This window comes from Streptomyces cupreus (genome assembly GCF_014257025.1).
Taxonomy (GTDB): Bacteria; Actinomycetota; Actinomycetes; order Streptomycetales; family Streptomycetaceae; genus Streptomyces; species Streptomyces cupreus.
In genome coordinates, this window is record NZ_JACMSF010000006.1 from 84,869 (window position 1) to 111,716 (window position 26,848).

A 26,848-nucleotide genomic window follows, 5' to 3' on the forward strand; every position below is an offset into this window, starting at 1 on the left:
ATTTCAACAGCCGATCGGAATGACGAACATAGGCTACTCGTGGCGGGTTTGCCTGGGCAATGGGCCTGCGGCCACCCGAATCCCGGGGGCCGCGCTCTCATGACTCCCGGAGGTACGCGAACGCGGCGGCCAGCAGTTCGTGCGCCACGGCGGGCGTGCGTTCCTCCTCGGGCAGACCGGCGTACGCGAACAGCGCGGAGCGCATCGCGCCGACGGCGGCGCGGGCCAGTACGGCCGCGCGCAGCGGCGTGGCCGTGCCGGGATCACGCTCGGCCAGCCGCTCCCGCAGGGCGTCGGTCAGTCCGTCCTCGAACTTGCTCAGCACCGGCAGGAGCTGGCGTACCGGCCCGCCGGGAAAGCGCTGCGGCGGCCCACTGAACATCAGGCCGGGGGTGCCGTCGGCGATGAGGTCGAGACAGACACCCAGGACGGCGGTGTAGGGGTCCTCGCCGGCGGGGCGGGCCAGGACCTGGGCCCGCATGACCGGGATGAGGTCCAGGACCTCGTCGAGGACCAGGTCCTCCTTGGAGGGGAAGTAGCGGAAGAAGGTCCGCTCGGTGACTCCGGCGGCCGCCGCGATGTCCCGCACGGTCGTCTGCGCATAGCCACGCTCCTCGAACATGCGGTGGGCGGCCTCCTGGAGGGCCTTGCGGGTCGCCGCCTTGTGCGCCTCGCGACGCCCGTGCGGCTCCGCGGGGGGAGTGTCGAGGGTTGCCATGTGCGGAGTATCGCAGGCGGAAAACCGACGGTACAGAATCTGTCAGTCATGACAGATTCTGTATGCTGTCAGTCATGACACTTTTTCGGAGGGGGCGTGTGCTCCGCGGGCGGCTCTCCCGCAGGGCCCGCCTGATCACCCTGGGCGTGGTCGGCGCGGTGCTGGTCACCGGGGGTGCCGTCGAGGCGGTGGCACGTCATCGGGCGGCCGACCGGCTCGCGGACCGTATGGAGGAGCGCCTGCACACCGGCCTTGACGTGGGCTTCGGGCCGACACCGGTGATGCTGCAACTGGCCCGTGGGTCCTTCCCCCGCGTGGAGGTCTCCGGCGAGGGCGCGACGTTCCGCCGGTTCTCCGGGGTGGACCTGCACGCCGAACTCGCCGATGTGGTCCGCACCGGCGACGGACTGTCGGTGGCCGGCACCCAGGTCAGCGCCGAACTGACGGGCACCGACCTGGCCGGCGCCGTCGCCACGATGACCGAGGGCGCGCTGAACATCTCGGCGGTCACCACCGATCAGGAAACGGGCGAACTGGTCGTGCACGCCGGTCCCGCCGGACGGATCTCCGTCGGTTTCCGGCCTGTCCTCGAACAGGAGGGCATCCGGTTCGAGCGCACCGCCGTGCGCATCGGCGAACGCGTCGTCCCCGAGGCCCTCGCCGGCCAGCTGCTGGGGGACGCCCCGCAGGAGGTCGACCTGTCGGGGCTGCCCCTCGACCTGGAGCCGGAGCGGCTCGACGTCACCGCCGACGGGCTGCGCATGGAGCTGGCGGGAGGCAGTACGACCGTGAAGGCCTGACCTGCCCCGTCCGACGCCCACTTGTCCGACGCCCCCCCAACTCCCCCCACCGCACTTGCCACTACTGCACGAGGAGCATCTCCGTGGCGACTTGGCTCTATCGGATCGGTCTCGGCGCCTACCGCCGTCGGCGGCTCGTCCTGGCGGCCTGGCTCGCCGTGCTGACCGGCGCCGTCTGCGCGCTGCTCGTCGTGGGCGGCAAGCTCGACAACGAGTTCACGATTCCCGGCTCCGAATCCCAGACGGCGCAGGACACGATGGCCGAGGACTTCCCGGCCGCCGCGGGCACCAGCGCTCAGATCGTGTTCACCGCGCCCGAGGACGCCAAGGTCACCGATCCACGGGCCGCGCAGGGCATCCAGCGGACCCTGGCCGCCGCGCAGGACGCCCCGCAGGTCGCCGTGGTGATCCCGCCCGACAAGGCCGGAACCGTGACCCCCGACGGGCGCACCGCACTCGCCCAGGTCAACTACGACGTCAGCCGCTCCGCCCTGGACGAGGACACGCTCGAATCACTGGAGGAGACCACCAAGGCCGCCGAGGAGGCGGGACTTGAGGTCTCCGTCGGCGGTCAGGCGTACGGCAACGGCGTGCTCACCCCCAGCATCCTCGAACTGCTCGGTGTCGTGGTCGCGTTGGGGGTGCTCGCCCTCACCTTCGGCTCGCTGCTCGCCGCCGGAATGCCACTGCTGACCGCCTTCGTCGGCATCGGTACCGGGCTCGCCGGGCTGCTGGCGCTGTCCTCGGGGGTGACGGTGTCGTCGACCGCGCTGAGCCTCGCGCTCATGCTCGGGCTCGCCGTCGGCATCGACTACGCGCTGTTCGTGCTCTCCCGGCACCGGACACAGCTCGCTCAGGGGATGGAGCCACACGAGTCGGCGGGACGCGCGGTCGGCACGGCGGGCAGCGCGGTGGTCTTCGCCGGGACGACGGTCGTCATCGCGCTGGTGGGTCTTGTCGTGGTGCGTATCCCGTTCCTGACGGTCATGGGTCTGAGCGCGGCGGCGACGGTGCTGATCGCCGTACTGGTGGCGGTTACGCTGCTGCCGGCGCTGTTCGGCCTCGCGGGGGCACGGCTCGCACCACGTCCGGGGTCACGGGCGGCGCGGCGGGCGGCCGTCGGCGCGGAGGGCGTCGCCGGGAGTCCCACAGCAAAGGCGTCCGTCATGGGCCGGCGCTGGGCCCGGCTCGTCACCCGGCGCCCGCTGCTCGTCGTCATCGGCACCGTCGCCGCCCTGGTGACCCTCGCGCTGCCCGCCGCCGACCTGCGGCTCGCGCTGCCCGACAACGGCACGGCGGCGCACGGGACGTCGCAGCGCGAGACGTACGACACCGTCGCAGATGCCTTCGGACCCGGCTTCAACGGGCCGCTGCTCGTGCTCACCGAGGCGGACACCAAGGGGGAGGCCGGGCAGCGGCAGGCGGCTGCGGTCGCGGGACGGCTGCAGGAGCTGCCGGGCGTGGTGAAGATCGGTCAGCCGCAGTACGCGCCCGAGTCCGGGCGGGCGGTGATCCAGGTCGTGCCCGAGGGCGGACCGCAGGACGAGTCCACGCAGGACCTCGTGGACGTCATCCGCGACAACGCGTCCGCCATCGAGCGGGAGACCGGCGCCGCCGTGTCCGTCACCGGCACCACGGCGATCGGGATCGACGTCTCCGACCGGCTGAGCGCGTCACTGCTGCCGTTCGCGGCCGTGGTCGTCGGGCTCTGCCTCATCCTGCTGCTGCTGGTGTTCCGTTCGCTGGTCGTGCCCGTCAAGGCGACCATCGGCTTTCTGCTGTCGGTCGGGGCGTCCTTCGGCGCGGTCGTGGCCGTGTTCCAGTGGGGATGGCTCGCCGACGCGCTGGACGTGGCCAGGACCGGACCCGTCGTCAGCTTCCTGCCGATCGTGCTGATGGCGGTGCTCTTCGGCCTCGCCATGGACTACGAGGTCTTCCTGGTGTCCAGCATGCGCGAGGAGTGGGTGCGCACCGGCCGGGCCCGGGACGCGGTGATCGACGGGGCCGAACGGGCCTCGCGGGTGGTGACGGCGGCGGCGCTCATCATGTTCTTCGTCTTCGCCAGCTTCGTGGCGACGGAGGACGCCATCGTCAAACCCATCGCGTTCTCACTGGCGTTCGGCGTGCTGGTGGATGCCTTCGTCGTACGGATGACTCTGGTGCCGGCGGTCCTGGCGATGGTGGGACGCGGTGCCTGGTGGCTGCCACGCGGCCTGGACCGGCTGCTGCCCGACCTGGACATCGAGGGCGCACGGCTGCACGAGCCGACCCACACCGAACCCGCGCGGTCCCTGACCGAAATCAATGCCGGTCCTGGCTGAATTATCCAGGACTTCATTCCGGACAACAGAACCGAACGAAATATCACAACGTCGGTCCGCCTCCTGATTTCACCTGGAGGCGGACCGGCGTTTTTGCGCCGCCACATGTTACCGCCGAGGAAATTTACTCTGGAATATTTGATTCCACTAGATCTCCTGTGTTTGACTGAGATCACCGGATCGACATCCGGATCGAACGGGGGAGAGCCAGACCACTCTTCTTTCCATCTTCCGTGCGCCCGTTTTGGCGCACGTTCACTTGGACGGTCTGACCTGCGCAAAGATGCCCGGGTCGGATGTCATTAGCAGGCACGATTCCCTCTCCCGCCGTAGGCCCCAAGCGGCCAATTTCCGCTGCCCGAAAGCCAAGGGAACACGCATGCATCTCGAAGAGAAAATTGCCCCTGCCCGCCATGGGCTGCGCGCCGCCGCGCGCCCCGTCATCACCGGGTCCTCGCATTCATTTCCGGATACCCGGACCAGCCAGGACGACCTGTGGAAGGAATTCTTCCTGGAGCACTACGACGGTTTCCCGCTGGCGCGCCGGATATTTGAGAATTCCGGAATCAGCTCCCGCTCCACGGCCGTGGACCCGCGTGCCGAGCGGGAAGTGTCCGGCTGGAGCACCGGACAGCGCATGGAGCGCTACATCGAGGAGGCCGTGCCGCTGGGCAAGCGCACCGTCTCCGCGGCCCTGGAGTCCGCGGGGCTGGCCCCGTCGGACGTGGGCATGCTGGCCGTGGCCTCCTGTACCGGCTACACCACGCCGGGCCTCGACTTACGGCTCGCGGACGAGCTGGGCATGAGCAGCAAGGTCCAGCGGCTGTTCATCGGCCATATGGGCTGCTACGCCGCCGTCCCCTCGCTCGGCGCCGTCTCCGACTTCGTCGCCTCGCGCGGCCGTCCGGCGGTGCTGCTCTGCCTGGAGCTGACCTCGCTGCACGTCCAGCCGCCCACCCAGGACATCGAACAGATCGTGGCGCACGCGCTGTTCGCCGACGCCGCCGCGGCCGTCGTCCTGGAGCCCGACGCCGGCTCCGGCTACGAGGTCATCGACGTCGTCGCGGTCACCGACCACAGCACCGCCGACCTGATGAGCTGGCAGATCACCGACCTCGGCTTCAAGATGGGCCTCTCCCCGAGGGTCCCCGACGTGCTCGCGCAGCACGTCGGCGAGGTGGTCCGCGACCAGTTGCTCGCCCCGCACGGGCTCACGCCCGAGGAGGTCACCGGCTGGGCCGTGCACCCGGGCGGCAAGCGCATCCTCGAAGTCGTCGGCGAGCGGCTCGAACTGCCCGCCGGCGCACTCGACGCCTCCTACGGCGTCCTGGACGAGTGCGGCAACTGCTCCTCGCCCACCGTCCTGATGGTCCTTGAGCGCCTGCCCCGCACCGACGGCCCGGTGGTCGCCATGGCCTTCGGCCCCGGCCTCACGCTGTACGCGGCCCTGCTGCGCCGGTCCTGACACCGGCCGGGGCAGCCGACGGACCGCACTCCGTCGGCTCGCCCGAAGCGCCTTCCCGCACGACCCACGGACACCGCCCCAAGGACGCACGGAAGGAACAGCTGCGCCATGCCCACTCCGACCTCACCGGGCCAGGTCATCGTCACCGGCACCGGACGCTGCGGCTCGACCCTGGTCTCCGAGCTGTTACGCGAGCACCCGCAGGCCCTCAGCCTGTCCGAGCTCTTCAACCACCTCACGGACATGTACCGGATCACTGCCCGGGTCTTCCCCGAAGGCCCCCTCACGGCCGGGGAGTTCTGGGACGTCCTGTCCTCCCGCAACGCCGTCAACCGACTGCTGGGCGCCAACGGGCTTGCCCCCAGGGAAGTCCTCTACCGCCCCTCGGCGACCACCCGTTTCCAGGCCGACACCGGTATCCCGGCCGTCCTGATGACCACGCTTCCCCACCTCTCCGACACCCCCGACGAGCTGTACGACGAACTCCGGGCGGCCGTCGCCGAGTTCCCGGACGCCCGGGCCGGCGAGCACTACCAGCGCATGTTCGCCTGGCTGTGCACCCGCTTCGGCAAGACCCTGTGGGCCGAGCGCAGCGGCGGCTCGCTGATCCTCGCCGGACAGTTCCGCGAGCACTTCCCCGACGCCCGCTATCTGCACATCGTGCGCGACGGCCGGGACACCGCGCTGTCGATGAGCCGTCACACCGGCTTCCGGATGGCGGCGGTGGTGATGGCACTGCATCTCACCCTCGGCCACGACCCGTACACCGAGACTCCCGCGCCGGACGTCGAACGGAACCTGGGCTTCGTACCGGAGGAGCTGCTGCCGTTCCTGCCGGATCGTTTCGACGCAGACGCCGTGCGCGACTACCGGCTGCCGGTCTCGCTGTTCGGCACCTACTGGGCCGACGAAATGCAGCGCGGCATGGAGGCGATGTCCGTGCTGCCGCAGGAGAACGTGCTGCACCTCTGGTACGAGGACCTGCTCGCCGCGCCCGAGGAGTCCCTGCACCGCATCGGCGAGTTCCTCGGCCCGGACTTCGTGGACACCGACTGGGAGCGCCGGAGCGCCGCCCGGGTGGGCGCGCCCTCGTCGTCCTGGCGGGACCTGCCCGATGCCGAGCGCGAGGAGCTGGAGCAGGCGTGCGCCGCCGGGTTCGCCGTACTCGCCGCGCACGGTGTCGTCCCCATGGCCGGCACGACGGCAAGGAGCAGCGCATGAGGACCCCGCCGACCCAGGGCGCCACGGTGTGGCTGACCGGGCTGCCCAGCTCCGGAAAGACGACGCTGGCGCAGGCACTGGCAAGCCGCCTCACTCGGGAAGGACGGCGGGTCGAAGTGCTCGACGGCGACGAGATACGCACCTTCCTCAGCGCCGGCCTCGGCTTCACCCGCGAGGACCGGGACACCAACGTGCAGCGCATCGGCCTGGTCGCCGAGGTGCTGGCACGCAACGGCATCCTGGTGCTGGTCCCGGTCATCGCGCCGTACGCCGACAGCCGGGAGGCGGTCCGCAAACGGCACGATGCGAGCGCCACTCCGTATCTGGAGGTGCATGTCGCAACGCCGCTCCAGGTGTGTGCCGTACGCGATGTGAAGGGCCTGTACGCGCAGGCCCGTGCCGGACGGCTGTCCGGTCTCACAGGTATCGACGACCCCTACGAGCCGCCGCAGACACCGGACGCGAAGGTGGAGACCCAACTCCAGTCCGTGGACGAGTCGGTGAACGCCGTGCACGCGTTGATGACCCAACGGGGGTTGTTATGACGACGGTTGCCGCCCGGCTCGGGCACACCGACGTACTGGAGGCGGAGGCGGCGTACATCTTCCGGGAGGTGGCCGGCGAGTTCGAGAAGCCCGTGCTGTTGTTCTCCGGCGGCAAGGACTCCGTGGTGATGCTGCATCTGGCGCTGAAGGCGTTCGCACCGGCGTCGCTGCCGTTCGCGCTGCTGCATGTGGACACCGGGCACAACTTCCCGGAGGTGCTCGCCTACCGGGACCGCGTGGTGGCCGCACATGGGCTCACTCTCCATGTGGCGTCCGTACAGGACTACATCGACCGGGGTGTGCTGCGCGAACGTCCCGACGGCACCCGCAATCCGCTCCAGACGCTGCCGCTGCTGGAGGCGATCAGCGGCGGCGGGTTCGACGCGGTGTTCGGCGGCGGGCGGCGCGACGAGGAGAAGGCGCGGGCCAAGGAGCGGGTCTTCTCACTGCGGGACGAGTTCGGTACGTGGGACCCGCGCCGCCAGCGGCCGGAGCTGTGGCAGCTGTACAACGGCCGTCACCTGCCCGGCGAGCATGTGCGCATCTTTCCGCTGTCCAACTGGACCGAGCTGGACGTGTGGCAGTACATCGCCCGCGAGGGCATCGAGCTGCCGTCCATCTACTTCGCGCACGAGCGGGAGGTGTTTCTGCGGTCCGGGATGTGGCTGGCGCCGGGCGACTGGGGCGGCCCGCGGGACGGCGAGCCGGTGGAGAAGCGCCGGGTGCGCTACCGCACCGTCGGCGACATGTCCTGCACCGGCGCCGTGCTGTCCGAGGCGTCCGAGGTCGACGAGGTGATCGTCGAGATCACCGCCTCCCGGCTCACGGAGCGCGGCGCAACCCGCGCCGACGACCGGCTGTCGGAGGCCGCGATGGAGGACCGCAAACGCGAGGGGTACTTCTGACGTGACCGCCGATCTGACGGCAGCCCCCGGCCATCCCCCGCATCCCCCTGCCCATTCCAACGCCGTGCTCGACACCACCGCCGCGCTGTTGGTGCGCGGCATCTTCCAGGAAGCCAGGTCCCGGCTGACCGCCGGGTCCGGCACGCAGAAAGGACGCGTGAACGCCATGGCCACCGCCAAGCCCTCCGAGGCGACCGCGGCCGAGGCGGACCTGCTCCGCTGGGCCACCGCCGGCTCGGTGGACGACGGCAAGTCCACCCTCGTGGGACGGCTGCTGCACGATTCGAAGTCCGTCCTCGCCGACCAGTTGGAGGCCGTCGCCCGCGCGTCCTCCGGCGAGGGCCCGGACCTGGCCCTGCTCACCGACGGGCTGCGCGCCGAGCGCGAGCAGGGCATCACCATCGACGTCGCCTACCGGTACTTCGCCACGCCCCGGCGCCGGTTCATCCTGGCCGACACCCCGGGCCATGTGCAGTACACCCGCAACATGGTCACCGGCGCCTCCACGGCCACGCTGACCGTGATCCTTGTCGACGCCCGCAAGGGCGTGGTCGAGCAGACCCGGCGGCACGCGGCCGTCGCGGCGCTGCTGCGGGTGCCGCACGTGGTCCTCGCCGTCAACAAGATGGACCTCGTCGGCTACGAGCAGTCCGTGTTCCGGGGCATCGTCGAGGAGTTCGACCGGATCGTCGCAGAGCTCGGCATTCCCGAGGTCACCGCGATCCCGATCTCCGCGCTCGCCGGTGACAACGTCGTCGAGAAGTCCACGCGCATGGACTGGTACGAAGGCCCGACCGTCCTCGCGCACCTGGAGAACGTCCCCGTCGCGGACGAGGTGACCGACGGACCCGCCCGGTTCCCGGTCCAGTACGTCATCCGCTCCGGCGACATCCGTCTCTACGCCGGTCAGCTCGCCGTCGGTGCACTGCGGGTCGGCGACCGGGTCACCGTGCTGCCGTCCGGGCGCACCACCACCGTCACCGGCATCGACGTGCTGGGCGCCCCGGCCGAGCTGGTCCGCTCGCCGCAATCCGGCGCGCTGCGGCTCGCCGACGACCTCGACGTCTCCCGAGGCGACCTGATCGTCCCGGCGGCGGCGCTGCCCGCGGTGTCCCGGGACGTCGAGGCGGCCGTGTGCCATCTGCACGAACGGCCGCTCAGGCCCGGCGACCACGTGCTGCTGAAGCACACCACGCGCACCGTGCGCGCGGTGGTCCGCCGGATCCCCGGACCCGGACGGCTCGACCTGAACGAGATCGGCCAGGTCGCCCTGCGCACCGCCGAACATCTGGCGTTCGACCGGTACGAGGACAGCCGGCGCACCGGCTCCTTCGTACTGATCGACCCGGCCGACGGCGCCACGCTGACCGCGGGCATGGTCGGCGCGACCGCTCCGGGACCCCCCGATGCGGCTGCCTGAGCTCAGCCCGGCGTTCCCCCGCTCCCGGCGTCCGCTCCGCGCGGCCCTCGCGCTGCTCCTGCTGCTGTTTCTGGCGGCGGGCTGCGGCTACGGGTCCCGGGCGCCGGGGGCGGCGGCGCCGGCCGTGGGCACCGGACCACCGCTGTCGGCGGACGAGGTCTCCGTCGGCTACTTCGCCAACGTCACCCACGCCACCGCGCTGGCCGGTGTCCAGAAGGGCTACTTCACCCGTGAGCTGGGCGGCACCCGGCTGCGCACGCAGGTCTTCAACGGCGGCCCGTCGGCGCTGGAGGCGCTCAACGCGGGCGCCGTGGACATCGCGTGGATGGGACCGTCGCCCGCGGTCAACGGCTACCTGCGCTCCGAGGGGCGCGGTCTGCGGATCGTCTCGGGTGCGGCCTCGGGAGGGGTCGCGCTGGTCGTCGACGGCGACGCGAAGGTCCGCGGCACCGACATCCGGGGGCTCAGGATCGCGACGCCGGAGGCGGGCAACACCCAGGACGTCGCGCTGCTGCACTGGATCCGCGAGCAGGGCTGGGAGGTGGACCCGCGCACCGGGCGCGGTGACGTCACGGTGGTACGGCAGTCGTCCAAGGAGATCCCGACCAGCTTCCGGCGGGGCACGATCGACGGGGCATGGGTGCCGGAGCCGGTGGCCGCGCAGCTCGTCGCCGCCGGCGGACGGGTGCTCCTCGACGAGTCGGACCTGTGGGACGACGGCGCGTTCGTCACCGCTCTGGTGGTGGTGTCCCCGTCGTTCCTGGCCGACCATCCGGACGTCGTCGAGGCCGTGCTGCGCGGTTCGGTACGCACCAACGCCTGGCTGAAGAGCCGTCCCGCCGAAGGGAAGGCGGCCGTCAACGACGCCATCGAGACCGTGACCGGCCGGCCACTGGAACGCGGCGTCCTCGACACGGCCTGGCGACATGTGAGCCTCTCCAACGATCCGCTCGCCGCGACGCTCGCCGAGGAGGCGGCGCGGGCGGACCGGCTCGGTCTGCTCGGCGGGAGCCCTGCGGCCCTGGACGGAATCTTCGATCTGCGCCCCCTCAACCGAGTCCTCGCCCAGCGGGGCGAACCGGCCGTGGACGACGCCGAACTCGGTGTCGTGGCCGCTCCGACCACCTGAACCCGAAGGATTTGATCTCATGTCAGAAACGGTGCTGCGAGCCGGCGCACCGGCCCGCACCGTCCTCGTGGCCGAGGCGGAGGATCCCGCCGTACGCCTCACCCATGTCTCCAAGTGGTTCGACACCGCAGGGGGGCGCCAGACGGTCCTGGACGACATCGGTCTGACCGTCGGCCGCGGGGAGTTCGTCTGTGTGCTCGGCGCCTCGGGCTGCGGCAAGTCCACCCTGCTCAACCTGGTCGCGGGCCTGGACCGACCGTCCACCGGCACCATCGACGTGCCCGGTGAGCGGCGGCCCGCTCTGATGTTCCAGGACCATGCCCTGTTCCCCTGGCTCACCGCCGGACGGAACGTCGAACTCGCCCTGCGGCTGCGCGGGGTGCCCCGCCGCGACCGCCCCGAGGAGGCGCGGCGGCTGCTCGAACTGGTCCGGCTGAAGGACGCGTACGGCAAGCGCGTGCACGAGTTGTCCGGCGGGATGCGCCAGCGCGTCGCCCTGGCCCGCGCGCTCGCCCAGGAGGGCGATGTGCTGCTGATGGACGAGCCGTTCGCCGCACTCGATGCCATCACCCGCGATGTGCTGCACGAGGAACTCACCCGCATCTGGACCGAGAACAACCTCACCGTCCTGTTCGTCACCCACAACGTCCGCGAGGCGGTGCGGCTCGGGCAGCGGGTCGTGCTGCTGTCCTCCCGGCCGGGCCGGATCGCCCGCGAGTGGGCCGCCGCCGACACCCCCGAAGCCGCCCTGACGTCCCTGGTCACCGACGCGTTACGGGAAGAGATACGCCGCCATGGCCGCCGGTGAGACGGTCGCGCCCCGCAAGGTGAACGAGACCGCGGCCGTCGAGGCCGGTCTCGACGCGCTGGACAGCGCACCCGCCGGCCCCGCCCGGACACCCGTGCGGCAGATCCTGCGGGAACGGGTGCTGCCGCCCGTGGCCGCCGCCGTTCTCGTCCTGCTCGCCTGGCAGGTCGCCTACGAGGCCGAGGTCAAGCCGCACTATCTGCTGCCGTCACCGGCCGACGTGTGGCGGGCGCTGTCGGACCAGTGGTACGAGGGCACGCTGTTCTCCACGGTGTGGACGAGCATGCAGCGCGGCGCCCTCGGGTTCGCGGCGTCCGTCGTCATCGGCACGGCGCTGGGACTCCTGCTCGGCGCGGTGCGGTGGCTGCGGACCGGGATCGGTCCCGTGCTGTCGGGGCTCCAGTCGCTGCCGTCGGTGGCGTGGGTACCGGCGGCGGTCGTGTGGTTCGGGCTCACCGACGCCACCATCTACGCGGTGGTCCTGCTGGGCGCCGTACCGTCCATCACGAACGGGCTGCTGGCGGGCGTCGACCAGGTGCCGCCGCTGTATCTGCGGGCGGGACGGGTGCTGGGAGCCACCGGGCCCGCCCGGGTCCGGCACGTCCTGCTGCCCGCCGCGCTCCCCGGCTATCTGGCAGGGCTCAAACAGGGCTGGGCGTTCTCCTGGCGGTCCCTGATGGCGGCCGAACTCATCGCCAGCTCCCCGGAGTTGGGCCTCGGCCTCGGACAGCTGCTGGAAAACGCCCGCACATACCAGGACATGGCCCTGGTCCTCGCCACCATCGGGGAGATCCTGGTGGTCGGCATCGCCGTGGACCTGCTGCTGTTCGCGCCACTTGAGCGGCGGGTGCTGCGGTCGCGGGGGCTGGCGGGGACACGGTCGTGACGAGGGGGACGCCGGTCCGTGCGCGGTCTGCTGTACTGACCCGGTGAGCGTGACCGCCGGTTCGGGATCCTCGTGGCTGCTACGGCTGGCGCCGTCCGCGGTGCCGCCGGAACCGGCGTGTCCACCGGAGACACTGGCCGTGGCCGAACGGCCGCTGGGTCCAGGACCGGTCGGCTGGGCCGTCGAGGTGGCCCGGGACATGGCGGCGCACATCGTGCGGCAGGTGCCCGAGCACGGCACCCCCGGCGCGTACCCGCCGTTCCAGCGGGCGGTGGAGGCCACCGTCCTGACGGCCCTGCGGGGACTCGTCACCGAACCGGAGCCGACCGCCGCGCTGGTAGCACCGGAGGCGGTGGCCGGAAACGCCGAACTGGCCCGCCGCAACATCCCGTTGGACCGGGTGCTGCGCGGCGTGCGGCTCGGCCACGCCTATCTGCACGCACGGCTGATGGAGGCGCTCGACAAGGAACCCGAGAACATCCGCGCCCAAGAAACCCACCGGATCAGCGAGCTGCTCTTCGTCTACGCCGACGTCCAGGCCAGCACGCTCGCCGAGGAGTACGTCGCCGAACGGGACCGGTGGCGGCGCAGCACGGAGGCCGCCCGCCGCCGTACCGTCGACGACCTGCTGGCCGGACGGCTGATCGGCGGGGCGGTCGCCGCACGCACCCTGGGATACGAACTGGCCCGGCACCACGCGGCGTTCATCGTCACCTCCCGCTCCCAGGACACCTCGGCCGACGAACTGCGGCAACTGGCCTCCGAGTTGTGCCGCGCGGTCGGCGGGGAGAGTCTGCTGGCCGTGACAGCGGGCTCCACCGAGCTGTGGGCGTGGGTCTGCTGGCCGGCCGAACCGGCCCGCGACACACTGTCCGCGCTGCCCGCGCTGGTCCCCGAGCGCAGACCGCTGCGGGTGGCGCTGGGCCCGGTGGGATACGGCGCCGACGGCTTCCGGCGCAGCCACCGTGGCGCCCGGGAGGCCGAGCGGGTGGCCCACCTCGGCCGTACGGGCTGGCTGTGCGACTACGCCGACGTCAGCACGGCGGCACTGCTCACGGCCGACGCGGAGCATGCGCGGTGGTTCGCGGCGCGGGTGCTGGGAGCGCTCGGGACCGATGATCCGCGGGTGCGGGAGCTGCGGGAGACGCTGCGGGTGTATCTCGCCGAGGGGCGCAGTCCGCAGGGCGCGGCCGAGCGGCTGTTCGTGGCGCGCAACACGGTGACGTACCGGGTGCGGCGGGCCATGGAGCTGTTGGGGCGGCCGTTGGAGCAGGACGCGCTGGAGCTGCGGATGGCGCTGGAGATCGCCCGGCTGCTGGGAGCAGCGTAGGCAGTGGGCCCCGCATCCCAAACAGCGGCCGGAGTTTGGGCTGTCGGCCCAAAGCCCGGAAGGCGTCGCCGCCGTTCACTGCAACGGAAGACCAACAGCACCTGACACGCGCCCCCATCGCGTACCCGCAGCCGTAACCCCCTCACCACCCCGGGATCCGCCATGCCCTCATCCCCCGCCGCCCCGACCCGCCGCACCCTTCTGCGTACCGCCGCAGCCGCCTCCACCCTCACCACGGCAGCCGTCGCCCTCCCCCTGCACCCCGCGCATGCCGCGCCCCAGCCGAACCGTGGCACCGAGCTGATCCTGCTCGGCACCAGCGGCGGCCCCGTCCCCATGCACGGCCGCGCCGGTATCGCGTCCGCGCTGGTCGTCGACGGCCGGGCCTACCTCGTGGACTGCGGCCCCGGCACGTTCGGCCGGTACGCGCAGGCCTGGCTGACGGCCGGGCAGCTCGCGGCGATCTTCGTCACGCATCTGCACTCCGACCATCTGTCGGACCTGTACGCCCTGTTGTGGCTGCGGTTCGGCGGGTTCCAGCCGCTGGACGAGCCGGTACATGTCTACGGGCCGGGTTCCGCCGGGAACCTTCCCGCCGTCTGGCCGAAGGGCCGATCGGTCGGCACCGTCAGCCCGTCGGAACCCGCGCCCGGCACGGAAGACCTGCTCGCCGGGCACATCGCGGCCACCGCGTACGACATCAACGTACGGATGCGCAGCGAGGGCTGGCCCGACATCCGCACCCTGATCCGGCCGCACGACGTGCGCTTCCCGCTGCCGAAGGGCGCGGGACCGCGCAAGCTGATGGCGCCGCCGATGGAGCCGTTCGAGGTGATGCGGGACGACCGGGTCCGGGTGACCGCGGTGCTCGTCGAACATCCGCCGGTGTTCCCCTCCTTCGCCTTCCGCTTCGACACCGCCGACGGCTCGGTGGTGTTCAGCGGCGACACCGCGCCGTGCGCGAACGTGGCGCGGCTGGCCAGGGGCGCGGACCTGCTGGTGCACGAGGTGATGGACCTGGACACACTGGCCCTGGGCGGGCTGAGGCCGGCGCAGCTGCGGCACATGGAGATCAGCCACACGGACGCGACCCAGGTGGGCCCGCTCGCCGAACGCGCCGGCGTGGGCACGCTGGTGCTGAGCCATCTGGTCCCCGGCGCCACGAACGTCGTCTCCGACTCGACCTGGCACACCAAGGCGAGCAAGGGCTACTCGGGCCGCGTGATCGTGGGCAACGACCTCGCCCGGCTGCCCGTTGGGTCCAGGCGGACCTGACCGCCGCGCGACTCCGGCTTCGAACAGGCTCGCCTGTCGCCGCCGTGAGTGCGGACATCCTGGTGTGGGACTGAGACCGAGTCACCACCTGGCGTGCGCATGGCGTCGGTAGTGTGTGCGCTCGTCAGTCGAAAAACGGCCCCAGGGACTTCAGTTGAGCGCACCTAACGGCACCGTGCCCCCGCCTCCGTCGGCTCCGCCCGGCTCGGGAGGCGGACAGCCCGCGTGGGCGTGGTGGGTGATCGGTATCGTCATTCCAGTTGTCGGCATCGCGGTGACCCTCAGCGTCGCCAACAAGGATTCCGGCGACTCGGACACGGACACCCCCGCGGCGGCGACCGGCACGCAGAACGAGGACCCCGGCCAGGCCTCCGGCACACCGGCCGGCAACAAGGAAGACGCCAAGGGCGACGCCGAGGAGGCCAGTCCCAGCCCCGTCGCTCCCGAGTACGGGCCCGCCGACTGGTCCGTGCAGGCGGCCTACGGCGATCACGGGTACCTGGAGTTCGACAGCGGTGCGCCGCAGGAGTTCGGCCAGCGCACCGACGGCACCGACCTCTACCTCGACGCCACCGCTGGCGAACCCGTGGACGCCGACGGCCAGATCGGGCCGCTGCCCGCCGGCACCGCCGATGCCACCGAGGCCGAGTGCCGTACGCAGATCGAGAAGAACGGTCTGTCGGAGGTCGAACTCGCGCCCGGCATCCGCTTCTGTGTGCAGACCGGCGAGGGCCGTACCGCCTACCTGCGGGTGCTGAGCGCGCCGGTGGAGGACGAGGGAGCCGTCCGCTTCAAGGTGACCGTCTGGCCCCTGCCGCAGTGAGCCGGAGCCGGTACGGCTACTGATCGCGTCGAGAATCTCCGAGACGGCCTCTCAACCGCTGTGCCCTGAGCACCAGTTCCAGCTCGAAGCGGCGGTCGGGGTCGTGTATCTCGTCGCCCCACAGCTCGCGGATCTGACGCAGGCGGTAGCGGACCGTCTGGGGGTGCACCCCGAGGCGTGCCGCCACCTCCGGTGCCCCGCCCCTCGTCTCCAGCCACGCCAGCAGGGTCTCGGCGAGGCGGCGGCCGTGGGTGGGGCCGCAGTGGGCCAGGGGGGCCAGGCAGCGCAGGGCCAGGTCGTCGATCAGCTCCTCCGGCTGCAACAACACCAGCGCCTCCGTGTGCTCCGTGCAGTACAGCACCTCGCCCGCCGGTAACAGGCCCCGTTCCATCAGCCGTACCGCCGCCTCCGCCCAGCGCAGCGACTTCGCCGCGTCCGGCAGGGGGACCGGGGGGCCTATCGCGCCCGACCAGCCCGTCAGGGCTCGGTGCAGCAATTCCGAGCGGCCTGCCGCGTCCGGCTCCGGTACGACCATCCTCGGTTGCTCGTACTCCATGTCCAGGAGTACGCCCTGTCCCACCGCCGGCGCCACCGCCTCCCGCGCCGGGCGCAGCAGGACGCCCACCGCGACTTTCCCGGGGAGCGGCCAGCCGATCCGGGCGGCCCGTTCGGTGAGCGCCTCGGCCGGGTCACCCCGGTGGTGTTCGACCAGCAGCAGTTCCATCAGCCGGCGTTGGAGGCGCAGGCGTTCGCCCGCCTGCCTCGCCGCCGCCTCCGCGTAGCCGCGTACCGACTGGTCCACCAGGCCGTCGAGGTACTCGTAGCCCGCGTCGACCAGTTCGTACATCGCCGGTGGCGGGATCTCCACGCGTTGGCCTATGTCGGCGAAACGGCGCCAGGCCAGCCGTACCCCCATGCGGTAGATCGCCTGGAGGGAGTCCAGGCTGCGGCCGTTGAGGCCCTCGCCCCTGCCGAACTCCTGGAAGACGCCGGGCGGGACCGTGGGGCGGCCCTCCGCCGTCTGCAGGTGCTGGACGAAGACCTCGATCGCCCGGCGGATGCCGATCAGGGCCATCGGCTCGCCCGACTCGTCGACGACAAGCGGCAGATGGGGGTACTCGCGGCGGATCTCGGTCATGATCTCTTCGGCCAGCGCCGGTGCCTCCGCCATGGCGATGGCCGCGAACCGGCGCACCTGGAGGCGGGGGACGTCGTGCCAGGCCGAGCGGGTGGAGACGGCGTCGGTGCGGGCGGCGGGCGGCACGGGTCAACTCCCCTGGCCGGCTTGTTCGTAGGTGATCAGGGGGTTGTTCGGCTGGTCGGGGGTGGCCTCCAGCAGGGCGACCACGCCGAGCGCGGCGCCCACCGCCAGGGCGGCGGCGAGCACGACGGTGAGTGTGGCGGCGAGCAGTCTGGACATCGCAGGGTGAGCCTCTCTGTACGGCCGCAACTGTCAGCGGCTCGTCACGGCCGCATCTGTGTCAGCGGCGCGTCACGGCCCTGTTCGGTCGTCCCCACCCGGGCTTCCCGTCCCTGCCTGTCGGCCCCCAGTGTCAACAGGACATTGACACTCAGTCAAGGGGCGCCTACGGTTCCCGGCCCATAGAGCGGCCCGAACTCCGCCAACACACCTCCCTGGAGTGCCCGGATGCGCCGTACAGCCTCGCCTTTGTCGCTGATCCTGCTGGGTCTCGGCACGTTCCTGCTGGTCCTGGCACCCATGCTCGCCTGGTACGTCGAGCCACGGGCCGCCGTGAACCCGATCGACATCGACACCACCGCCGTCTACAAGGGCACCGGCAGCGTCTTCGACACCGAGAAGATCGAGACCGTGCCGGACCGGACCATCACCGTCACGCAGCGGGTACGGGGAAATGTCGCGGAGAGTGAGAAGAGCGGCAATGCGGTGTGGGATGTGATCACCACCGTCGACACCGACAAGTCGCTGCCCGCCGCCGATCCGCACGACGCGCTGGACTATGTGCCGCACCGCTGGGTGATGGACCGGAAGACGACCCGACCAGTGCATTGCTGCGGGGAGCAGCCGTACATCGAGGGCGAGGCCTATCTGAAGTTCCCCTTCGACGTCCAGAAGCGGGACTACCGGCATTGGGACAACACCCTCCGCGGGACGATCACGATGAGTTACCGGGACACCAAGAAGATTCAGGGGTACACCGGTTACCGGTTCACCGCGACGGTGCCGCCGACCAAGACCGGGACGCGGCTGGTGCCGGGACGGCTCGTCGGCCTGGACACACCGCAGGTGCTGGCCGAGGAGTGGTACGCCAACCACGGCCTTGAGCTGGTCGTCGACCAGGCCACCGGCCGGGTGCTGTACGCCCAGACCGGTCCGCGCCGCACCCTGCGCGCACCCGGCGGCGAGAAGGACGAGGCGGTACTGCTGGACAGCCCGAAGATCGCCTTCACAACCGAGACGCAGAAGGAGGCGGTGTCGCAGGCGGAGGACGACAGCAGGCAACTGGAGCTGGTGGGGCGGACGTTGCCGATCGGTGCGGGTGTGGTGGGGTTCGTCCTGGCCGTGGCCGGGATCGTTTTGGTGGTACGAGGGAGGCGGCGTCCCGGTTCTTCCGAATTGCCTCAGCCTCCGCTCACGATGTGACATTACGTCAGCTCTAATAAAGCCCGAAATTGTCACCTCGGTGAGTAGCCGTGGCGAACGGCTGGGCGAAAACTGTCCACCCCACCCGAGCACAACCCGTCCACGGCCCGTACCCAGGAAGCTCCCGGTTCCCCCACAGGAACGCCCATCCCGCCACAGCCGTAACCAACCGGCGCACTCTTCCCCCACGCTGAGTTCCGCACCCCGAGACATGTTGGAGCACCCATGCCCCAGCACGTGCCGTCCTCGCTGCGTGCCCCGTTCCCCACGGTGCCGCAGCACCCTCCGGCGCTTCCCCCACAGCCGCGCCGAATCGTTTTCCTCGCCCATCGAGACCTCGGCAACCGGTCCGCCGGCGGCTCCGAACTGCTCGTCGACCGCCTCGCCGAGGGACTGACCCGCCTCGGCCACCAGGTCACCCTGCTCTGCGGCGGCCCCGCTGCCTACCGCGACTACCGGGTCGTCTCCGCGGGCGGCACCCACAGCCACTATCTGCGAGCCCGCTCCGCCTTCGCCCGTCAGGTCGGCGAGACCGATCTGCTGGTCGAGGTCTGCAACGGGGTGCCGTATCTGGCCCCCCTGTGGCACCGCGGTCCCACGCTGTGCCTGGTCAACCATGTCCACACCGACCTGTGGCGGATGCGCTTCGGGGGCCCTTTGGCCCCGGCCGCCCGTATCGGGCGAAGACTGGAGCACTGGGCGCTGACCGGTGCCCAGCAGCGGAGTCTGCTGGTCGCGGTGTCCCCGTCCACCGCCCATGCGCTGCGGGCGATCGGTGTCCAGCGGGAGCGGATACGGGTCGTCCACAACGGTGTGGAGGAGCCGGGTCCGCGCGCGGACCGCTCCTCCGAGCCGCTGTTCGTGGCGGTGGGGCGGCTCGTCGAGTACAAGCGGATCGATCTGCTCCTGCGGTTGTGGGAGCGGGTGCGGCCGGTCACCGGCGGCCGGCTGCTCATCGTGGGGGACGGCCCCGAGCGGGCACGGCTGGAACAACTCGCCGGTGCCGGTGTGGAGTTCACCGGGCATGTGACCGAGGCCGAGAAGCACCGGCTGCTGTGTGCGGCCTGGCTGCTGCTGCATCCCTCCGCGGTGGAGGGGTGGGGTCTTGTGGTGACCGAGGCCGCGGCTCGCGAGACCCCGACCATCGCCTTCGATGTAGCCGGACTTCGGGACTCCGTGATCGACGGGGAGACCGGACTGCTCGCCTCCGGTGAGTCCTCGTTCGCCGCGGCTTGGTGCACTTTGGCGTTGTCCGGGCATCGGCGGGAGCTGATGGGCAAGGCCGCGCGGGATCATGCGGCCGGGTATCGGTGGGACCGTACGGTGAAGCAGTTCCGGGTGGTCGCGGCGGAGGCCGTGCGGGGTTGGGTGTCATGACTCCGGTGAAGGACCCCTCCTTCCGTCGGTCCCTGGGGCTCTTCCGGGCGTTCATGCGCGAGCAGGAGGACCCCGAGGCCTGCTATTCCCTCCTCGCCCGGGACGCCGTGGACCAGGTCGAGGCCTACGACGGACCCGTCGCCGGACGCACGGTCGTCGATGTCGGCGGGGGCAGCGGGTACTTCACCGAGGAGTTCCGGCGGCGCGGCGCGCACGCGTACCTCTTCGAACCGGACCTGGCCGAGCTCGGCGAGAAACCGCCCGACGGAAGCGTCATCGCCGACGGCTATCTGCTCCCCCTGTACGACCGGGTCGCCGATGTCACCTTCTCCTCCAATGTGCTGGAGCATGTGGCCGACCCGCAGACCTTCCTCAGCGAGCTGATCCGGGTGACCCGGCCCGGCGGGCTGATCTATGTGTCGTTCACCAACTGGCTTTCGCCGTGGGGCGGGCACGAATGGGCCCCCTGGCACTACCTGGGTGCCGAGCGGGCCCGCGCCCGCTACCGGCGCCGTACCGGCAGGCCCGCCAAGCACACCCTCGGCGAGAACCTGTTCGCCGTGCACATCGGGCCCACCCTGCGGCAGGTCCGCGCCCGCGACGACGTCACGGTCGTCTCGGCGCGCTCCCGCTACTGGCCCTTTCTCGCGGAGACCGTCGTCAAGGCGCCCGGCATCCGTGAGATAGCCACCTGGAACCTCCTCCTCATCCTCCGGCGGTGTCCCCCATGACGATCACGGTCCAGGCTCCTCCTCCGGCTGCCGTCCCCACCACCGCGATCATGGCGGGCCCCCCGGAGGGTCCGCGGTCGCGGCGCTGGCTGCTGGGGTTCTGGGCCGTGGTGTTCGTGCTCCTGCTCGCGGTGCACCCGGGGCGGCAGACCTTCGATACCAAGCTCGGGGTGACCGTCGACCCCGGCCGGTTCCTGTCCGACCTGGGCCAGCTCTGGCAGGACCAGGGCGGTTTCGGCGGCATCTCCGACCAGTACGCCGGCTATCTGTGGCCGATGCTGCCGTTCTACTGGCTGGCCGATCTGATACGGCTGCCGGTGTGGCTGGCGGAACGGCTGTGGCTGTCGCTCATCGTGTCCGTCGCCTTCTGGGGCGCCCTGCGGCTGGCCGAGCGGCTGCACGTGGGCAGCGGCGCCTCCCGGCTGCTCGCCGCCGTGACGTACGCGCTGTGGCCGGTGTTCACGATCGTCGTCGGCTCCACCTCGGCGGCCGCGCTGCCCGGCGCGTTCCTGCCGTGGGTGCTGCTGCCGCTGACCGACGAGCGCTGCAGCGCCCGGGTCGCCGCCGTGCGCTCGGCGCTGATCATCCCGTTCATGGGCGGCGTCAACGCGGCCTCGACACTGGCCTCGCTGCTCCCGGTCGGGCTGTATCTGCTGTCCCGCCCGCCGGGCCCGCGGCGGCGCAAGCTGATCGCCTGGTGGGTGCCGGGGCTGATCCTGGCGACCGCCTGGTGGTGGATCCCGCTGCTGCTGCTCGGCTTCTACGGCGAGAACTTCCTTCCGTACGTGGAGAGTTCGGTGACCACGACCGAGACCATGGCGGCGACGGAGGCGCTGCGCGGGGCCGGGAACTGGGTGGCGTATCTGCACTTCGGGGACGCCTGGCTGCCGGCCGGCTGGGCGGTCGCCTCCTCGGTGGTGGTGATCGTCTGCTCGGCGCTCGCGGCCGGGCTCGGCCTCGCGGGCCTGGCCAGACGGGACATGCCCGAGCGGCGCTGGCTGGTGCTGACCGTGCTCACGACGGCGCTGGTCCTGCTCGCCGGGTACGGCGGAGCGTTCGGCGCCCCCTTCCACGGGGTGGTCCAGGACTGGCTGGACGGCGGCCTCGTCCCCTTCCGCAACATCTACAAGTTCCAGACAGGACTCGCCCTCGCCCTCGTCCTGGGCCTGGCGCATCTGGTCGGCGTGGCGGCCCAGGCGCGCGGCGCCCGTCCGGTGCCGGGCCGGCGGTTCGTCCCGCTGATCGCGGCCGTACTCGTGCTTCCGGGTCTGATGTGGCCGTATCTCAACGGCTCGATCCTGAACCCGGGTTCGTTCAGGGAGATTCCCGACTACTGGTCGGCGACGGCGGACTGGATGGCGGAGTTCTCCCCGGACGCGCGGGTCCTGGTCGTCCCGGCGACCGCGCACGGCATCTACACCTGGGGCTCCCCCATCGACCAGCCCCTCGACGTGGTCGCCGACTCCCGCTGGGCGCAACGCGACTACGTCCCCTTCGGCACCCCCGGCAACCGGCGCGCCATGGACGCCGTACAGCAGGCGCTGACCAGCGGCGCCGAAGTCCCGGGCCTTGGCGACTACTTGAGCCGGGCGGGCATCTATTACGTCGTCGTCCGCAACGACCTCGACCCGGATCAGGTCGGCAACGTACCGACGACGATCGTCAAGCGCACCCTCGAACAGTCCGGCTATCAGCGGGTGAAGGGCTACGGGCCCGTCATGACCGGCGGGGTGATCGCCCCCGGCACCCCGCTCCAGGTGGAGGGCCTGTACCCGAGGCAGCGGGCCGTGGAGATCTACCAGCCGCCCCAGGACGTGCCGAGGCCCAGGCAGGCGGGGCTGAGTCCGGTCGCCGACACCGCCGTGGTCTCCGGCGGGCCCGAGTCGCTGCTGCCGGTCGCCGGTGAGCTGCGCGGCCGGGCGAGCGTGCTGACCGGGGACAACCACCCCGGGCTCGGCTCCCCGCCGGTGCAGGTGGTCGGCGACGGGCTGCGCCGCGCGGACACCCGGTTCGGGCTGGTCAACGCCAACACGTCGTACACGTACACCCGCGACGAACGCAACGCGCCCGACGCCGCCCAGGACGCGGGCGACCGACCCCACCAGATCCTGCCCGCCAAGGGCCTGGACCATCAGACGGTCGCCGAACTGCGCGGTGCCCGCGCGGTGTCTGCCTCCTCCTACGGCAGCTGGCTGTTCCATCTGCCGCAGTACGACCCGGTGAACGCCTTCGACGGCAACCCGGACACCGCCTGGACCGAAGGGTCCCTGGGTTCGCCGGACGGGGAGTGGCTGCGGATCGGGTTCTCCGAGGAGTACGACATGCCGGCCGCGTTCAAGGTGACGCCGCTGCCGCAGGAGGGCGTGCGGTCGGCGCCGACGCGGGTGCGGGTGGAGACCGAGAAGGGCACCAGGACCAGCTATCTGGAGCCCAACGGCATGCGGCAGAGCATCAAGGCGCCGGCCGGGGCGACGGACTGGATGCAGCTGACGATCGTCGACTCGGTGGAGCGCCGCACGGGCCTGACCGGCGCGGGCTTCTCCGAGATCAGCCTGCCGGACGTCCAGGTGACACGTCTGCTCCGGCTGCCCACGGACGCCGAGGACTCCTCCGCCACCGCCGAGATCATCTCCCTGTCCCGCCCGGCCGACCCCACGGGACTCTCCGCGACCGGCACCGAGGCCGGGCTGCACCGCCGCTTCTCGACGGGGACGGCGGGGACGTACGAGATCAGCGCGAGCGCGGTGCCGGTGCCGGGTGAGGCGCTGGACCGGCTGCTGTACGAGGTGGCGCCGGAGCAGCGGGACCGGATCGTGGCGACGGCGGACTCGACGGCACGGCTCGGCGCGGGCCTGTCCGCCCGCAACCTGACCGACGGCGACCTGACCACGGCCTGGATCGCGGGCGACCGGCCCACCATCCATCTGAGCTGGGAGGGCAAGCAGCCCGTGGGGGAGATCGTCCTGCCCCCGGCCGGCGGCCTGTCCAGCCGCCCCTCCGAGGTCCACATCAGCTCCCCGGACGGCGCGGTCATCGCGGGCGTCGACGAGAACGGCAACGTCCGCTTCCCGTCGATCACCACGGACCGACTCGACATCACGATCACCGAGACGGCACCGCTGACCCTGTACAACCCGTTCGCCGACGAGGACGTGCAGCTCCCGGTGGGCCTCACGGAGGCCTACATCCCGGCCCTCGACCGCTACCGCACCCCGAAGCCGGAGAGCAGCCGGACCTTCTCCCTGCCGTGCGGGGAGGGCCCGGTGCTGGCGGTGGACGGGGAGCTGTACGAGACGAGCGTGCGGGGGACCGTGCGGGACCTCATGGAACGCCGTCCCGTGGACGTGACCCCGTGCCCGGAGGCCGGACTTGAGCTGCCGTCCGGATCGCACCGGGTCGAGGCCGGGGACGCCGGGCCGCTCACCGTGACCGCGGTGACGCTGACCCGCGGGTCGGTCCCCGACTCCCCCGCCGCGGGGCGGGAGTTGGGCGTACGGGACTGGCTGGGCGACCGCCGCGAGCTGACCGTCGGCTCCGGCGCGGCGGCCTACCTGACGATGTACGAGAACTTCAACGACGGCTGGCGCGCCGAGCTCGACGGCAAGGAGCTGACCCCGGTCCGCCTGGACGGCTGGCAGCAGGGCTGGCGGATCCCGGCCGGGGAGGGCGGCACGGTGGAGCTGGCGTACGAACCGTCGGTGACGTACGAGGCCGGGCTGATCGGCAGTGGGGTGGGACTCGCGGCCCTGGTGGGCCTCGCACTGTGGCGGCGCCGCGAGCCGAACCCCGATGACCCGCAGCCGCTGCCGCCGCCGCCCGGTCTGTGGCTCGGCACGGTGGCGCTGACGCTGGTCGCGGCCGTGATCGCGGGCTGGTTCGCGCTGCTGGTACCGGCGCTGGCGCTACTGGCCCGACGGCGGCATGAACTCCTGGTCCCCGTCGCGCTGTTGGCGCTGGCGGTGGCCGGGGTCGTGGCCGCGATCGGGGCCGGGGAGCCGGTCCGGGAGTCGACGGGGGCGTTTGGTCATACGGCTCAACTGCTGGCGCTGATCGGGTTGTTCGCGGCGCTGGTGAGTGTGCGGGAGCGGGAGGAGGAGGCGGAGGAGGCCGGTGGTGCGACGGCGGTACCGGGCGGGCCCGGTTCGACTGCCGTACTGCCGCCCTCGCAGTCGCCGCCGCACGCCACCGGACCGGAGGCGGATCCGCCGACCCGGCGTGTCGCGTTCCGCAAGCCACAGGAGCCCGCCGACGCCACGGGGAGGGGCGAGCCGACATGACGGCGGTGGACCATCGGGCCGATCGGAGGCCTGAGCGCATCCCGTTCCCGGTGGTGGACGAGGTCGCCCGGCACTGCCTTCAGGAGGAGGAGCCGGAGACGGTGCACATCGAGGTGCATCTGCCGGGGCGCCTGGACCCTTCTCGCCTGCGCACGGCTTTCGTCGAGGCGCTGCGGCGCCATCCGCGGATCCTGATGCGGGAGGCGCCGGGGCGGTGGTACCGGCGGCGCTACGAGTGGGAGCTGACCGGGGAACCGGAGGTGGAGGTCGTCAGCTTCCCCGCCCCGGGGCGGGACTCCCTCCGGGACGCCCGGACCCGAGCGCTGACGGCGGTACCGCCACTGTCCGCGTCGCCGCCGATTCGGCTGGAGGTGGTGGAGGGGGCGGGGCCGGTTGAAGGGAGCGAGGCTACGGACGCCGTATCCGCCGTATCCACCGCGAGCCGCTCCGCAGGCCCCGCCGCAGCGGGCAGTCGTGCCGCTGGGGCGGCGCCCGCTGCGGCACCCCGCCGGCCCGGTCAAGCACCCCCGCCCCCCGACAGCACCCCCCAGCACACAGTCCTGTTCCTCACCATCAACCACACCGCCCTCGACGGCCCTGCCTGCCTCCGCGTACTCGCCACCGCCGCGGAGCTCTACGGCGGACGCGACAACTCCCCCGCCGCACCCCCCACCCGCCGACCCGAAGCCCCCCAACCGCCCACCGACACCCCCTCCAACTGGTCCCGCCCAGCCCGCGTGGCCCCCGGCACCCCCGAACCCTCCCCCGGCAACGGCATGCTCGTCACCGAGCTCCCCCTCCCCCACCGCCCCAAGGGATCCCCCTACACGGTCAACGACCAGCTCATGGTCACCACCGCCCTGACCATCGCCCACTGGAACCGCGAGCACGGCGCCCCACCCCGCCCCCTGCGCATCACGATGCCCGTGGACGACCGCCCCCGGGACACGACCATGCCCATCGGCAACGGCACCCGGCTCGTCGAAGTCCCCTTCAGCCCCGATGAGTTGAGCCTCACCGACATGCCCGGCCTGCTGAGCCGCACCGCGACGAGAACCCGCGCCCTGAAGTCCCTCCCCCGCCCCCAACTGGGCCGGGGCGCGGCCCTGCTCACCGCCCCGGTCACCCCCGTGGCCTGGCGCGCCGCCCTCACCCGGGGTCTGCGCAGAGCAGCCGCCCCCTGGACGTCGACGATCCTGCTCAGCAACATCGGCCGCATCCCGTACGCCCTGGACTTCGGCGAGGAGGCCGGCCGCGCGCACGCCGTATGGTTCTCGGCCCCCGCCAGGATGCCCCGCGGCCTCACCGTCACCACCGCCTCCACCGCGGGCCGTCTGCATCTGGCCCTCCGCTGGTCCCGCGCCCTGCTCAGCCACGGCGACGGCGCCCACCTGCGGGACCTGTTCGAGCACTATCTGCACACCACGGAGGTCCCTCAGTGACCACCACCGCACCCCCCAAGCACCTACGGGACTTCTACGAGGACCCCGCCGTCCCCGTCTCCTCCGGCACCCCCCGCAGCCTCCGCCAGGCCCGCATGCTCGCGGCAGCCCTCGGCACCGCGCCCCCCGGCACCATCCTGGACATCGGCTGCGGCGACGGCACCGCGGCCGCCGTGGCCGCCCCCCTCCTCCCCGGCCACCGCATCATCGGCGTCGACTGGTCCCAGGACGCCCTGCGTCGAGCCCGCACCCGCCTCGCCTGCGGCCCCGTCCGGGGCGAACTCACCGACGGCGGCCTGCCGTTCAGGTCGGAGTCCGCCGACGCGGTCCTGTTCAGCGAGGTGCTCGAGCACCTGGTGGACCCGGACGCCGCGCTCGACGAGATCCGCCGCGTCCTGCGCCCGGGCGGCCATCTGATGCTGTCCACCCCGAACCTGGCCGCCTGGTACAACCGCGCGCTGCTCCTCGCGGGCATCCAGCCCGTCTTCTCCGAGGTCAGCCTGCGCGCGATCCACGGCCGTCCCGGCAAGGAGGTCGTGGGCCATCTCCGCCTCTACACCGCCCGCGCCCTGCGGGAGTTCGTCGCCGCCTCCGGCTTCGAGGTCGTACGCCTTGCGGGCGCCCCCTTCCACGGCGTACCGCGACCGCTGCGCCCGCTCGACCGCCTCGCCTGCTCCAGACCACCGCTCTCCTCGATCCTCCTGCTGCACGCCCAGAAGACACCCGCGCGCAAGACCTAGGAAGGGGACGCA

Annotated in this window: 22 protein-coding genes; 19 read left to right on the top strand and 3 right to left on the bottom strand. The window is 71.8% G+C overall.

Translation table 11 applies throughout. From position 1 onward, the window contains the following. Nucleotides 1-97: 97 nt before the first annotated feature. Nucleotides 98-718, bottom strand: coding sequence for a TetR/AcrR family transcriptional regulator (locus H4N64_RS07860; protein WP_186281386.1), 621 nt, complete (start codon nt 716-718; stop codon nt 98-100). A 74-nt stretch (nt 719-792) separates the two neighbouring features. On the opposite strand from H4N64_RS07860, the gene H4N64_RS07865 reads away from it, so the two are divergent. The 13 genes from H4N64_RS07865 (at nt 793) to H4N64_RS07925 (ending at nt 15,646) form a co-directional block, all read left to right on the top strand. Beyond that, the gene (locus H4N64_RS07865; RefSeq protein WP_186281387.1) at nt 793-1,518 is read left to right on the top strand and encodes an LmeA family phospholipid-binding protein; all 726 of its coding nucleotides are present in this window, start codon (nt 793-795) and stop codon (nt 1,516-1,518) included. An 83-nt stretch (nt 1,519-1,601) separates the two neighbouring features. Beyond that, nucleotides 1,602-3,839 carry an MMPL family transporter gene (locus tag H4N64_RS07870; protein WP_186281388.1) on the top strand — a complete coding sequence of 746 codons (2,238 nt, stop codon included), beginning with the start codon at nt 1,602-1,604 and terminating at the stop codon, nt 3,837-3,839. A 379-nt stretch (nt 3,840-4,218) separates the two neighbouring features. Then, nucleotides 4,219-5,304, top strand: coding sequence for a type III polyketide synthase (locus H4N64_RS07875; RefSeq protein ID WP_186281389.1), 1,086 nt, complete (start codon nt 4,219-4,221; stop codon nt 5,302-5,304). A gap of 108 nt (nt 5,305-5,412) precedes the next feature. Next, nucleotides 5,413-6,525, top strand: a complete 1,113-nt coding sequence (locus H4N64_RS07880; protein WP_186281390.1) for a sulfotransferase — start codon at nt 5,413-5,415, stop codon at nt 6,523-6,525. Further along, nucleotides 6,522-7,070 carry an adenylyl-sulfate kinase gene (cysC, locus tag H4N64_RS07885; protein WP_186281391.1) on the top strand — a complete coding sequence of 183 codons (549 nt, stop codon included), beginning with the start codon at nt 6,522-6,524 and terminating at the stop codon, nt 7,068-7,070. Before H4N64_RS07880 ends, cysC begins: the two co-directional genes overlap by 4 nt. After that, a complete protein-coding gene (gene cysD / locus H4N64_RS07890) occupies nt 7,067-7,975 on the top strand; it encodes a sulfate adenylyltransferase subunit CysD (RefSeq protein WP_186281392.1) in 909 nt (302 codons plus the stop codon). The genes cysC and cysD overlap by 4 nt, the downstream gene beginning before the upstream one ends. Nucleotides 7,976-8,141: 166 nt before the next feature. Beyond that, a complete protein-coding gene (locus H4N64_RS07895) occupies nt 8,142-9,395 on the top strand; it encodes a sulfate adenylyltransferase subunit 1 (protein WP_186281514.1) in 1,254 nt (417 codons plus the stop codon). Then, the gene (locus H4N64_RS07900) at nt 9,382-10,524 is read left to right on the top strand and encodes an ABC transporter substrate-binding protein (protein WP_186281393.1); all 1,143 of its coding nucleotides are present in this window, start codon (nt 9,382-9,384) and stop codon (nt 10,522-10,524) included. The genes H4N64_RS07895 and H4N64_RS07900 overlap by 14 nt, the downstream gene beginning before the upstream one ends. A gap of 19 nt (nt 10,525-10,543) precedes the next feature. After that, on the top strand, nt 10,544-11,332 hold the full coding sequence (locus H4N64_RS07905; protein WP_186281394.1) for an ABC transporter ATP-binding protein: 789 nt from the start codon (nt 10,544-10,546) through the stop codon (nt 11,330-11,332). After that, nucleotides 11,319-12,218, top strand: coding sequence for an ABC transporter permease (locus H4N64_RS07910; RefSeq protein WP_186281395.1), 900 nt, complete (start codon nt 11,319-11,321; stop codon nt 12,216-12,218). Before H4N64_RS07905 ends, H4N64_RS07910 begins: the two co-directional genes overlap by 14 nt. A 43-nt stretch (nt 12,219-12,261) precedes the next feature. After that, nucleotides 12,262-13,548, top strand: coding sequence for a helix-turn-helix domain-containing protein (locus H4N64_RS07915; RefSeq protein WP_186281396.1), 1,287 nt, complete (start codon nt 12,262-12,264; stop codon nt 13,546-13,548). A gap of 162 nt (nt 13,549-13,710) precedes the next feature. Beyond that, a complete protein-coding gene (locus H4N64_RS07920) occupies nt 13,711-14,823 on the top strand; it encodes an MBL fold metallo-hydrolase (protein ID WP_186281397.1) in 1,113 nt (370 codons plus the stop codon). Nucleotides 14,824-14,977: 154 nt separating this feature from the next. Next, nucleotides 14,978-15,646 (top strand): hypothetical protein, encoded by a 669-nt coding sequence (locus tag H4N64_RS07925; protein ID WP_186281398.1) that lies wholly within the window; start codon nt 14,978-14,980, stop codon nt 15,644-15,646. Nucleotides 15,647-15,662: 16 nt separating this feature from the next. Here H4N64_RS07925 and H4N64_RS07930 read toward each other — a convergent pair whose 3' ends face one another. Together H4N64_RS07930 and H4N64_RS07935 are read right to left on the bottom strand one after the other, a co-directional pair. Next, complete coding sequence (locus tag H4N64_RS07930; protein WP_186281399.1) at nt 15,663-16,910, bottom strand: PucR-like N-terminal domain-containing protein; 1,248 nt, start codon at nt 16,908-16,910, stop codon at nt 15,663-15,665. A 3-nt stretch (nt 16,911-16,913) separates the two neighbouring features. Further along, nucleotides 16,914-17,066 carry a hypothetical protein gene (locus H4N64_RS07935; protein WP_176711603.1) on the bottom strand — a complete coding sequence of 51 codons (153 nt, stop codon included), beginning with the start codon at nt 17,064-17,066 and terminating at the stop codon, nt 16,914-16,916. Between the two features lie 228 nt (nt 17,067-17,294). On the opposite strand from H4N64_RS07935, the gene pgfA reads away from it, so the two are divergent. The 6 genes from pgfA (at nt 17,295) to H4N64_RS07965 (ending at nt 26,836) form a co-directional block, all read left to right on the top strand. Further along, nucleotides 17,295-18,269 (top strand): cell envelope lipid trafficking protein PgfA, encoded by a 975-nt coding sequence (pgfA, locus tag H4N64_RS07940; RefSeq protein WP_186281400.1) that lies wholly within the window; start codon nt 17,295-17,297, stop codon nt 18,267-18,269. A 225-nt stretch (nt 18,270-18,494) separates the two neighbouring features. Next, complete coding sequence (locus H4N64_RS07945; RefSeq protein ID WP_186281401.1) at nt 18,495-19,646, top strand: glycosyltransferase family 4 protein; 1,152 nt, start codon at nt 18,495-18,497, stop codon at nt 19,644-19,646. After that, nucleotides 19,643-20,377: a class I SAM-dependent methyltransferase gene (locus tag H4N64_RS07950; RefSeq protein WP_186281402.1), complete on the top strand. Its 735-nt coding sequence runs from the start codon at nt 19,643-19,645 to the stop codon at nt 20,375-20,377. The genes H4N64_RS07945 and H4N64_RS07950 overlap by 4 nt, the downstream gene beginning before the upstream one ends. Further along, nucleotides 20,374-24,654, top strand: coding sequence for an alpha-(1->3)-arabinofuranosyltransferase domain-containing protein (locus H4N64_RS07955; protein WP_186281403.1), 4,281 nt, complete (start codon nt 20,374-20,376; stop codon nt 24,652-24,654). The genes H4N64_RS07950 and H4N64_RS07955 overlap by 4 nt, the downstream gene beginning before the upstream one ends. Next, a complete protein-coding gene (locus H4N64_RS07960; RefSeq protein ID WP_186281404.1) occupies nt 24,651-26,096 on the top strand; it encodes a condensation protein in 1,446 nt (481 codons plus the stop codon). Before H4N64_RS07955 ends, H4N64_RS07960 begins: the two co-directional genes overlap by 4 nt. Further along, the gene (locus H4N64_RS07965; protein WP_186281405.1) at nt 26,093-26,836 is read left to right on the top strand and encodes a methyltransferase domain-containing protein; all 744 of its coding nucleotides are present in this window, start codon (nt 26,093-26,095) and stop codon (nt 26,834-26,836) included. The genes H4N64_RS07960 and H4N64_RS07965 overlap by 4 nt, the downstream gene beginning before the upstream one ends. Nucleotides 26,837-26,848: the final 12 nt, after the last annotated feature.